At 33.8% G+C, this 10,883-nt stretch carries 9 protein-coding genes; all 9 read right to left on the bottom strand.

Features of this window, described 5'->3' with window-relative positions:
- Positions 1–116: 116 nt before the first annotated feature.
- The gene (locus TX86_RS02615) at positions 117–1,208 is read right to left on the bottom strand and encodes a YqgU-like beta propeller domain-containing protein (protein ID WP_042345972.1); all 1,092 of its coding nucleotides are present in this window, start codon (positions 1,206–1,208) and stop codon (positions 117–119) included.
- Between the two features lie 149 nt (positions 1,209–1,357).
- Positions 1,358–2,194, bottom strand: a complete 837-nt coding sequence (locus tag TX86_RS02610) for a M14 family metallopeptidase (protein WP_230203634.1) — start codon at positions 2,192–2,194, stop codon at positions 1,358–1,360.
- A 230-nt stretch (positions 2,195–2,424) separates the two neighbouring features.
- The gene (locus TX86_RS02605) at positions 2,425–4,326 is read right to left on the bottom strand and encodes an LTA synthase family protein (RefSeq protein ID WP_081707538.1); all 1,902 of its coding nucleotides are present in this window, start codon (positions 4,324–4,326) and stop codon (positions 2,425–2,427) included.
- A gap of 344 nt (positions 4,327–4,670) precedes the next feature.
- The gene (locus TX86_RS02600; RefSeq protein WP_042345969.1) at positions 4,671–5,636 is read right to left on the bottom strand and encodes an ROK family glucokinase; all 966 of its coding nucleotides are present in this window, start codon (positions 5,634–5,636) and stop codon (positions 4,671–4,673) included.
- Between the two features lie 11 nt (positions 5,637–5,647).
- Positions 5,648–5,851: a YqgQ family protein gene (locus TX86_RS02595; RefSeq protein WP_042345968.1), complete on the bottom strand. Its 204-nt coding sequence runs from the start codon at positions 5,849–5,851 to the stop codon at positions 5,648–5,650.
- Between the two features lie 97 nt (positions 5,852–5,948).
- The gene (locus TX86_RS02590; protein ID WP_042345964.1) at positions 5,949–7,406 is read right to left on the bottom strand and encodes a spore germination protein; all 1,458 of its coding nucleotides are present in this window, start codon (positions 7,404–7,406) and stop codon (positions 5,949–5,951) included.
- Between the two features lie 85 nt (positions 7,407–7,491).
- On the bottom strand, positions 7,492–9,042 hold the full coding sequence (locus TX86_RS02585) for a rhomboid family intramembrane serine protease (RefSeq protein ID WP_042350096.1): 1,551 nt from the start codon (positions 9,040–9,042) through the stop codon (positions 7,492–7,494).
- A gap of 411 nt (positions 9,043–9,453) precedes the next feature.
- Positions 9,454–9,636, bottom strand: a complete 183-nt coding sequence (gene yqgO / locus TX86_RS02580) for a protein YqgO (RefSeq protein WP_042345960.1) — start codon at positions 9,634–9,636, stop codon at positions 9,454–9,456.
- A gap of 100 nt (positions 9,637–9,736) precedes the next feature.
- A complete protein-coding gene (locus tag TX86_RS02575; protein ID WP_042345957.1) occupies positions 9,737–10,693 on the bottom strand; it encodes an L-lactate dehydrogenase in 957 nt (318 codons plus the stop codon).
- Positions 10,694–10,883: the final 190 nt, after the last annotated feature.

The following is a 10,883-nucleotide window of genomic DNA, read 5'->3' as shown; positions in this document are numbered from 1 at the left end:
CTCTAGCACTTTGCTAGAGATTTTTTTATTCTACTTTATTTAAATGAATATGTTTATCCTACTTTTAGACAATCCTACAGACCATTATAGCAGGTTATAAGCGTAAATATAAACCTTTAATTTAAAACTATTATTTGTTCAAGCTTGTTGCCGTATAAGCATTTATCACCTGCTGGCGAAAATAAAAGCGGAGCTGATTCAAGATGATCACCTATCACCCTTTTTTCACCCGTTTTCCAATTATAAAGACTTAATTGGAATTTTTGATCGTATTGATCCATAAGGGCAGCTTCGTAAGGCTGAAATGTAATCAGTGAGTGTTGTTTATCATTTATATCGAACGAAGGAATCATCCAGTCAGAATATGAACTAATAACTGGCATTTTAATAGTTTGTAATTCTTTTCCTTCCCAATCATGGAACATATAAACAACATTGTTTTTATCTTCTGGAATTTCATGTACAGTGAGCAATACCTTTTTGTTGGCTTTAAATGTTATCACATCTTTATAAAGGTCGCTTTCCTTATTTGATTCCAAATTGTACTTCATCAATGGTGCACTTAATCTTGGAGAATCATCATCCCATTGTAAAAATAGGACTGAATCTTTCGAGTGCCATTGAGCGAACGGTTGGGGTATCTTTACTTCATGTAAAGTCTTTTTTTCAAAATTACATACATAGGTTTTGTACGTCCAATCTTCATAAAAACTATCAATCAATACAGTATCTTCTGCAAAAGTATTCCAATCAAAAGACAATTCTGAAGATGGAATAGAAACTGAATATTGTTTGCTTCCACTACTTGTAAGAAAATGAACATTAGCGACTGAACTGTCACTGGTTGAATATACAAGTATATACTTTTTATTAGGAGAAACAGATGCCTCAGCAATCATTTCACCCGTTTTAAAAAGTTCTTTCTTTTCTTTAGATGGAATGTGGTACGAAAATAGATAATGCTCATCATCTTTATTAGCTGAATAAATAATTGTGTCATTATCTAACCATCCATAACTACTTTCAAATGTATATTCATCAGAAAGCGATAATGATTCAATCGTAACCTCACCAGGTTTTTTCTCTTCTATTTGCTTAGTTGTTTTCTTTGGTTGATTTTCACAGCCAACTATGAAAAGAATAAGAAAACAATAGCATACAAAAAAAACAAACCTCCTTCTACCTTTCCAACTACGTCTGTCTACCAAGCTTTTTCACCCCAACTTATTAGTAAAGCTTTTCGTCAGCACTATACCTCACTAATCCTGTGATTTATTTTATTCATATTCAATAATAGTCAATATACTGTGATTATTAAAGAGTAAAAGAAAAATAAGATGAATATCAGTCTATTTTCCTACATATACAATGAAGCATTAAGAATTGGAGTAGTTTGTTCATATATTTCTGTGAATTGCGACATAGGAAGTGGGTTTATCCCTTTCCCAAGTTCAAGTGTAAATCCAGGCTTGCGATACTGACAAATAAACCAATCTCTAAATCCCGCATGACTATTTGTATACTGAATTCCCTTATAGCCACTTACCCTTTCAAATTCATCCGCCAGCACCTTGGAATGAGGCGGTTCATAACCACAATACCCCCAATAAAATTCTTTACCCTGTGTATGAAGAGAAAAAACCGATTCAAAATAATTATTTTCCACCAATTTTCTCATTGCAATTGATTCTGGCTCTGTTAAAGGTTCTTCTCCAGGATAATCTCTATAATAAGGAGTAGTACAATACACAGCTTCTTTATATTGCTGCCAATTCGCAGGGTACTGCTTATTTAAATCCACTCCTCGAATATTAGCTTTCCATCTGCAAAAATCCTTATTATATTCATTCATTTCTTCCACATTATATAAACCTTGTGCAGCAACTAGACCTTTACTCACTAATTCAACTCCATCTGGATTTACCATTGGGACAAGTGAAAGTTGAATCGTATTAAATGTTTCAATATTTTGAAAATGTAATAATTGAGAAATCCATTTCATCAATACAAATGACGTAATCCATTCATTGGCGTGGAAAGCCGCATTATAATGAATGACTTTTTCACCGCTTCCAATGCGCAGTTCATATATATTTTTTTCTAATACACTCTTTCCAATCACATTACATTTTATAAAAGGAAACTTATGCTGTAACCAAGCTAGATTACTTCGCAATTGATTATAATCATACACGGCGCTCAATTTACATCGCCCCTTTTCCATTTCTTACATTGAATGTATGAGCTAGTAAAAATAAAGATGAAAAGAAAAACGGCATCGGTCTTTTTTAAGTGATGTTTATGCTCCTTGTCTTACTCCCAATCCAAAAGAGCTATGCTTGAAAATAAGGTTGGACAACATTCAGATTATATACTTTCTTAGCCTGCAAAAAAAGGTTGCCGAATGGCAACCTTTTTTCATCTTTATTTAGAATCGTACTTATTCTTATCGTTAAAGCGTAATAAATCACCGTAGATGATTTTGTCAGAGTATTCTAGCTCTTGCTTAGCTTTCTCAATATATGGCTCTGCTACACTCTTATCTTCAATTGGTTCTCCAGTCTTTTTATCATAAAGAGTCTCACGTGTATAAACATAATCTTTTGTGACAAAACTACCATCACGGAAAACAGTAAAGTCTAATTTATCTTTAGAGAAGATATCTGTTCCAAACTCAATATTATTCTTAGTATCGATACCTAAAAGATGTAATAATGTTGGTTTAACATCGATTTGACCTGATACTTTAGAAATCACTTTACCTTCTTTTTGGTTTGGCATATGAACAATGAAAGGCACACGTTGTAATTGTACAGAATCAAATGGAGTGATTGATTCTTTACCTAAATATTGAGCCATTGCAGCATTGTGATTCTCTGAAATACCATAATGGTCTCCATAAATTACAATAATTGAATCGTCATATAAGCCTTCTTCTTTCAACTTATTAATAAACTGCTCCAACGCTTCGTCTGTATAACGAACTGTTGGGAAATAGTTATTTAACGTTTTTGAATTTGAATTAAATGGCTCGATAGATGCATCTTCCGGATCCAATTCATATGGATGATGATTTGTTAACGTAATAAATTTTGCATAGAATGGCTTACCTGTCGCTTGCATCTCTTTTAAGTGAGCAATTGATTGATCGAAGAACTCTTTATCCTTCAAGCCCCAACCAACAGAATTCTCTTCTGTTACATTGTAAGACTCAATATCATAGAAATTTTCGTATCCAAGTGCTTGATACATTACATCACGATTCCAGAAACTCTTACCATTCGCATGTAATGACGCTGTTGTATAGCCATTTTCATTTAAAATCTCTGGTGTGGCTTTATATTCATTCTGAGAATGTGTAAAGAATACAGCACCACGGCTTAATGGATATAATGAGTTTTCAACCAAGAATTCAGAGTCAGATGTTTTCCCTTGTCCCACTTGGTGATAGAAATTATCAAAGTAATAGCTTTCTTTAATGAAATCATTTAAGAACGGCGTAATTTCTTGGCCATTTACAGTGTTGTTAATAACAAAGTTCTGCGTACTTTCCATAGAGATTAAGATTACATTTTTTCCTTTAGCAGCACCGAACATTTCACTGTTTGGTTCTTTATAATTAGCACGTACATAGTTTTCAACTTCTGCTAATTCACTGCCATCAGCCAAAGCTCTTTGTGCAGACGATTTCGTTGCTAAATACGCATCATAGATATGGTAATTATACGTACCAATATTCTTAACTAACATTTCACGATCGAACGTTCTAGTTAATAATTGAGGACGTTCTGTTTCAGCTAATCCTAAATTAAAGAAGCCAATTGCCACAACTAATAATAAGAAAACGCGGCGATTTGTTTTTGAATATGATTTATTCACTACAAATGAAGGTTTAAACTTAATAATTAAACCTAATAATACTATATCTAAAAAGAATAGAATATCCCATGGTGAAAGAAGACTTACAATACTTCCTCCTAAATCACCAATATCTTTTGCTTGCATTAATAACGGAATCGTTAAGAAATCCGTAAATTCACGATAGTATACTACATTACCATATAGTACTGCAGTTATTAATATACTAGTTATCATGATAAACATAGGACGACGTTTGTCCTTTAAAAACAGCCCTATAGCAAATATAGCCATTAAGAAGCAAAGTGGATTGATAAACAAGATAAATTCTTGCATACCATTTTCGATTTTAATATCAAAGCAAAGTTTATACGTAATATATGTTTTGATCCACAGCATAATAATAGCTGCAGCAGTTAATGAAATACTTTTTACTGAGAACTTATCCAGAGTAAAATATTTTTTCATTTTTTTTGAAAGACCTCCCCTTAAACAACACGCGTTAAAATAGTCGCTTTCACAGGCGACTTTATATCGTTTTTCATATTATTAGCACCTTAATATGTGTTACCCTTCTGTAACACACCTGTAAACATTCTTACACATAGAAAAACTAAACTGTAACATAACCAATGCTAAAATCTTAATACTTTTTCCGGTAAAAATCAAATCGAAAAATAATCCAGTAAAACAAACACATTTCCAATGATATTCTTCTACCCTACCTATTAGACGAGCTAAACGTAAAAAAGTTTCATTTTTTATAAAAAAAGAGCTGATTTTAATAAATGCTAATCAGCTCTCCATATTGTTTACTTCATAAATTTATTTTTTACAAGCCATGCAGCTCCAATAGCACCTGCATCATTACCAAGTGTTGCTATACTTATGCTCGTCGATTCACGAACTCGAATAAACGCGTATTTTTTAAAGTATTTCAAGATGTTATTTAATAATATGTCTCCCGCTTTTGAAACGCCACCACCGATGACAATCTTTTCAGGATTTAACACATTTGCCACATTCGCTAAAGTAAGCCCTAAATAAAAGCATACTTGATCTAATACAGAAAGAGCATATTCATCGCCTGCTTCAGCACATATAACAACATCTTTAGCTGAAATAGAACCCGTTTCATCTAAGATTTTCTTTAATGAAGAGGTAGGATTACTCTCTATCTTCTCCATCGCCACTCTCACAATACCTGTAGCTGATGCAACAGTTTCTAAACAACCCGTCTTGCCACAATTACAAGCATAGCCGTTCTCAACAACAGATGTCATATGTCCAATTTCTCCAGCAGCTCCACTAATGCCTGAAACCATGTTACCGTTTACAATGACACCGCCACCAACGCCTGTTCCTAGTGTCACACACACTAAGTCTTTCGCACCATCGCCAGCGCCTTTCCACATCTCACCTAATGCAGCCATATTCGCATCATTTTCAATCACAACTGGCAATCCTGTTGCAGTAGATAACTTGTCCTGTAATGGGTAATTAGTCCAACCTAGGTTCACTGCTTCAAATATTATACCCGTATTTTCATCAACAGCACCTGGAGCACCCATTCCTACTCCAACTACATTAGCATTTGTTTGCCCAAGCTCATCTAATTTTGCTTTAATAGCTTTTGCAATATTTTCTGTAATATAAACGCCCTTATCAGAGATATCAGTCGGAATTTCCCACTTATGCACGATTTCTCCGTCAAGATTAATAAATGCTAATTTTGTTGTCGTACCACCTAAGTCTACTCCAATTAACCACTTTTTCATTTAAATCCACCTTACACTCTTTTTTCCTTTTCAATCGCAATCTCTTGTCGTAAAAGTATCATCGCCATCTGATAATCCTTTACATCAATTAATTGAGATTTATAAAGTTCTCTTATTTCTTCTTCCATTAATTCCAGATCAGCAACCCGATCCCCGATGTAAATAAATGTGCCAAATCTTTTTAATAATTGTCGTATGTCATATATTGTATTCATAGTATCCCTCGTTATGTTTAATCACAGATAAAGTATATCGAATGCGAGTTAATCTCACAAGTAGGGAAGCGAAACTTATGAATTTCTGACAATATTTTCAACGATCTGGATCTTTTGGATGAAGGATCTTCGGTCTACGATTTTTTAATGGCATCGGTATGCGAATAATAACATCACGAAGTGCTCGCAAAGAAAAAGGAATAAACGGCCATAAGTATGGAACTCCAAGGGATTGCATTTTGACCAAATAAAGAATATAGACTGTAACACCGATAACAAAGCCAGGTAAGCCGAATAGTGCGGTTACAATTAGTAGCCCTAAGCGAATTAGTCTATTGGCTAAGCTTAATTCATAACTTGGCGTTGCAAAAGTTCCAATCGCTGCCAATGATAAATAAAGAATGACCTCATTCGATAATAAGCCCACTTCAACAGCTACTCCTCCAATCATTAACGCAGCGACTAATCCAAGTGCAGTTGCTAATGACGAAGGTGTATGTATTGCTGCCATCCTTAGCATATCGAGCCCGACCTCTATAATGAGAAATTGTACAATTAACGGTATATTTCCTATATCATTTGGTCCAATATATGACAATGCTGCGGGTAAAAAATCTTGATTTTCTGCGAAGAAATACCATAAAGGTAAAACAAAAATGGATGCCCAAACAGCTAGAAAGCGAACGATACGCATATATGCCCCAACGATTGGTTTATTACGATACTCTTCAGCATGCTGTAGATGATGCCAAAAAGTAGAAGGTGTAATGAGAGCACTAGGTGATCCATCTACAAATACAATTACGTGCCCATCGTATAAATGCGCCGCCGCTGTATCAGGTCTTTCTGTATACCTCATTATCGGATAAGGATTCCAATATCTCCCTGTGATAAATTCATCAATACTTTTTTCTGCCATCGGTAAGCCATCTGTATCAATTTTTTGTAGGGAGGTCTTTACCTCTTGAACAAAGTGATCATTAGCAACATCTTCTAAATAACAAACCACCACATCTGTTTTAGAACGTCTTCCTATTGACATATATTCCATTCGAAGTGAGCGATCACGAACTCTTCTTCTTGTTAATGCAGTGTTAAAGACAATTGTTTCTACAAATCCATCTCGTGCTCCTCGTACAACTCTTTCCATATCAGGCTCTTGAGGCCCCCGCACGGGATACGTCCGAGCGTCAATTAGAATCGCACGATTTATGCCATCCACAACAAGAGCTGTCGGTCCAGCTAGCACGCTATCAATAATCTTATCAAGATCGTCCGTCGAATCCACTTCAACATATGGAATATACGTTTTCAAGAGCTTCTCCAGTGGATCTGGTTCTAAATCTTCAGGCTTTAATTCAAGAAGTACTTTCATTAAATAATGAAGAATATCATCTTTAGCAAAGCCATCTATTAAAAATAAGGCCATTTTACGTTCAGCATAAACAACATCCAAACGAATTACATCGAAGCTCTTATCAACAGCTAACGATTGATTAAGATAAGCAAGATTTTCCTCAATATTTGGTGACACACTGTGTTTAGTAGAACTCAAAATTTACACACTCCCTTCTATCGATAATTTTGGTCATAAAAAAAAGGAAACATACCTCGAAATATGCTTCCTCTTCACTATCTATTTACTCATTTCTCTTTAAATAATCATTAATCTGCTCTTCGTATTTCTTATAAGTAGCTTCTCCAGGAGCAAGCTTTATAGCCTTATCAAGATTTACTTTAGCTTGTTTTACATCGTTTTCCTGCAAATACATCAATGCCAAGTTGTAGTACGCTTGATGAAATTCGGGATTTAGCTTAATAGCCTCTTTATAATAATCTTTCGCCTTATCATATTGCTTATCATCAATACTCATATTTCCCAACAAGAAATTTGCATTTGGAGAAATTAAATTGTGATTCACAGCTTTCTGTAATAAAACCTTTGCTTTGTCTTCATCACCAGCTTCTATATATTCTTGCGCTAATACTGTAAGTGGAACATCTTGATTACTGCTTTGTTGCATCGAAAATCCATACTTCAGTAGCAAAAAACTACCTACAACAAGGATTACTCCTGCCATAGCGTTATAAATTGGTTTCATTTGCTTCGGTATTCCTACTGCTGCTGTTGCTAAAAAGCCACCAATTAATCCACCTATATGGCCGGCATTATCAATACCCGAAATCGTAAATCCTAATACTAAGTTGATCAAAATCAAAACAATAATATTTGTACCCATCGTTCTTAAAAATAATTTTGGATTAACAATCCCAAAATACAATAGAGCGCCAAAACAGCCAAAAATGGCTCCGCTAGCTCCTGCCGCTACAGTTCCATTAGAAAAAACAAAACTAGCAACGACACCCGCAAACCCTGCAAATAAGTAAATTAGGAAAAAGCGAGCATTTCCATATATTTTTTCCACTTCTGAGCCTAAGTAGAAAAGTGCAACAGAATTCATTAACAAGTGTAGAAAACCTATATGAAGAAACATCGGTGTAATAAAACGCCACCATTCTCCCTCTAGCATTAAAGGATTATATTTAGCCCCAAATTCGACGAGTGTTGCAGTACTTTCACTACTTCCTACTATTTCCATTATGATGAAAATAAGCACTTGAATACCCAAAAAGATTTTTGTAAACCATGGCTTTCCATTTTGAAATACTTTTTGTTCTTCTTGACGCTTTTGAATAGCAGAATGTAAAACTTCTTGTTTCATTTTTTTTATATCATTTTCTTCAATATTTGATGGTATTTCTTCCACATTAAGTAGTGAAAAACCAAGCTTTTCTTCTAATTTTTGTATTCCTTCAGATAAACCTTCTGAATCAATTATGTTTGAATTTATAATGGTTTTATTATTTTTCAATCCATTTTTTATGTAAGATTCATACTCATCTACAGGTTTATATTGTGTTATGTACGTATTCAAAACAGTAATAGGTCTTTTAAATAATTGCTTTCGAATATTTTCACCATTCGCAGCTGTTCGATTTAAATCATGCTTTAATACATTTGCCCAATCAAAATCATGTCTCATAAATCGCAATACAGAAGAATTATTTTTTTGATTATTTTCTAACCAAACCTCATTCTGATCCTCTGACATTGTAAGTACACTATATCCATGCTGTAATGTTAATTTTTTTATAATATGCCAAAATAAAAAATCTTCTTTAAACCCCACGATATTACCTACCTTCACTAAACTCCTATCACTATAACTAATATTATACACAGAAAAACCGTCACCGGTCTTTTTAAATTATGTGTTTGCTTCTCGCTTTACTTCTAATTTAAAAAGAGTCGCACGGCAGACATAAGACGCACTATTCTTGAAAACCCGCTTTTGGTTTTCAAAATGGTTTGGCTTATGTCCGAGTGCGACAGGTGTAAGGTTAGACACAGAAAAACCGTCACCGGTCTTTTTTAATTAATGTGTTCGTTTCTTGCTTTAGCATCTTATTAATGTTTAGTCACTCTCAAAAATTATACACATTTAAACATAACAAAGACGATTCATTTTATAAAAAGAATCGTCTTCGTTATGTTCCTTTGTTACATATCACTCTTTTATATTTTTGATAAATATGTTCTTTTAAAATGGTTGATATAAACGTTGAATAAATTGTGCGCTTCCCATCGGCAACTTCATTGATTGAGCCACAATAAACTTACGTATGATTCCAATTCCTAAAAAAGTATTCATTAACTTATATCGGTATTTATAGCCTACTGATACTACTGCAACAAGAATTAAAAGTTGTAATAACCATTTCATAAATAAAATCCCTCCTATGGTTAGTTTGAAACAAAGAAGGGATTATTATGAAAGATTTTATAAACTTTGTGAAAAAAGTTCAAATTAAAACGAATAAAAATTATTTTAAGGTTTCTAACACAGGAGCCATTGTTTCTTTTAGAACTTTAACAGAATTATCAAACTTAGCTTGTTCTTCTGCATTAATATCTAATTCAACAATTTCTCTAATTCCATCACGATTAACTACACATGGAACACCAATATAAATATCTTCTTGACCATATTGACCTTCTAATAACGTTGACACTGTTAAAATACTGTTTTCATCTTGAAGAATGGCCTTTGTAATACGTGCAAGACCCATAGCAATACCGTAGTAAGTTGCACCTTTACGATCGATAATTTTGTATGCAGCATCACGAACGTTTACGAAAATTTCATCTAAATCTTCTAATTTATAATCTGCTTTTGTTTCTAGAGCTTTAGCTAATGGTTTCGCTCCAATATTAACGTGGCTGTATACTGGAAGCTCAGTATCACCATGTTCACCAATGATGTATGCGTGAACGTTACGAGTATCAACGTTGAAGTATTCTCCTAACTCATAACGGAATCGAGCTGTATCAAGAATTGTTCCTGAACCAATTACGCGCTCTTTTGGAAGTCCAGAGAATTTCCAACAAGCATATGTTAAGATGTCAACTGGGTTTGCAGCAACTAAGAAAATTCCATCGAACCCACTTGCCATAATTTCGCCTACAATTGATTTCATAATAGCTGTATTTTTCGCAACTAAATCAAGTCGAGTTTCACCTGGTTTTTGGTTTGCACCAGCTGTTAATACTACGATGTCAGCTGAACTACAATCTGCATATGTGCCACTCCACACTTTTGTCTTCGAAGGTGCAAATGGTAAACCATGACTCATGTCAATAGCTTCACCTTCAGCTTTTTCATTATTTACATCAACTAGTACAAGTTCTTCTGTGATTCCTTGGTTTAATAATGCGAAAGCATAGCTGCTTCCTACAAATCCAGTTCCAACAAGTACTACGCGATTTACTTTATTTTTCATAAATGTAACGGTCCTTTCGAATATTGCATTTTTTTATTTACAAAAAAATTGTAATATATAAAAACCTTCTCATGTTTTTAGGAAAGCGTTTTATATATTAACATTTTGTTACAATATTAATTTTTTCCGTTAAAACATAAATAAAAACTATAAATTATATGGAAATTCATTTGTTTTTATTATATAAAAA

It is taken from the genome of Bacillus massiliigorillae, assembly GCF_000380245.2.
In the GTDB taxonomy this organism is placed as follows: Bacteria; Bacillota; Bacilli; order Bacillales; family DSM-1321; genus Bacillus_AD; species Bacillus_AD massiliigorillae.
This window is presented reverse-complemented; position numbering and strand designations above follow the sequence as displayed.

What these genes read in the sequence shown, in the direction of transcription:
- TX86_RS02605 (WP_081707538.1), bottom strand. Translation starts at nt 4,326, where the DNA reads ATGAAAAAATATTTTACTCTGGATAAGTTCTCAGTAAAAAGTATTTCA.
- TX86_RS02600 (WP_042345969.1), bottom strand. Translation starts at nt 5,636, where the DNA reads ATGAAAAAGTGGTTAATTGGAGTAGACTTAGGTGGTACGACAACAAAA.
- TX86_RS02595 (WP_042345968.1), bottom strand. Translation starts at nt 5,851, where the DNA reads ATGAATACAATATATGACATACGACAATTATTAAAAAGATTTGGCACA.
- yqgO (WP_042345960.1), bottom strand. Translation starts at nt 9,636, where the DNA reads ATGAAATGGTTATTACAACTTTTAATTCTTGTTGCAGTAGTATCAGTA.
- TX86_RS02575 (WP_042345957.1), bottom strand. Translation starts at nt 10,693, where the DNA reads ATGAAAAATAAAGTAAATCGCGTAGTACTTGTTGGAACTGGATTTGTA.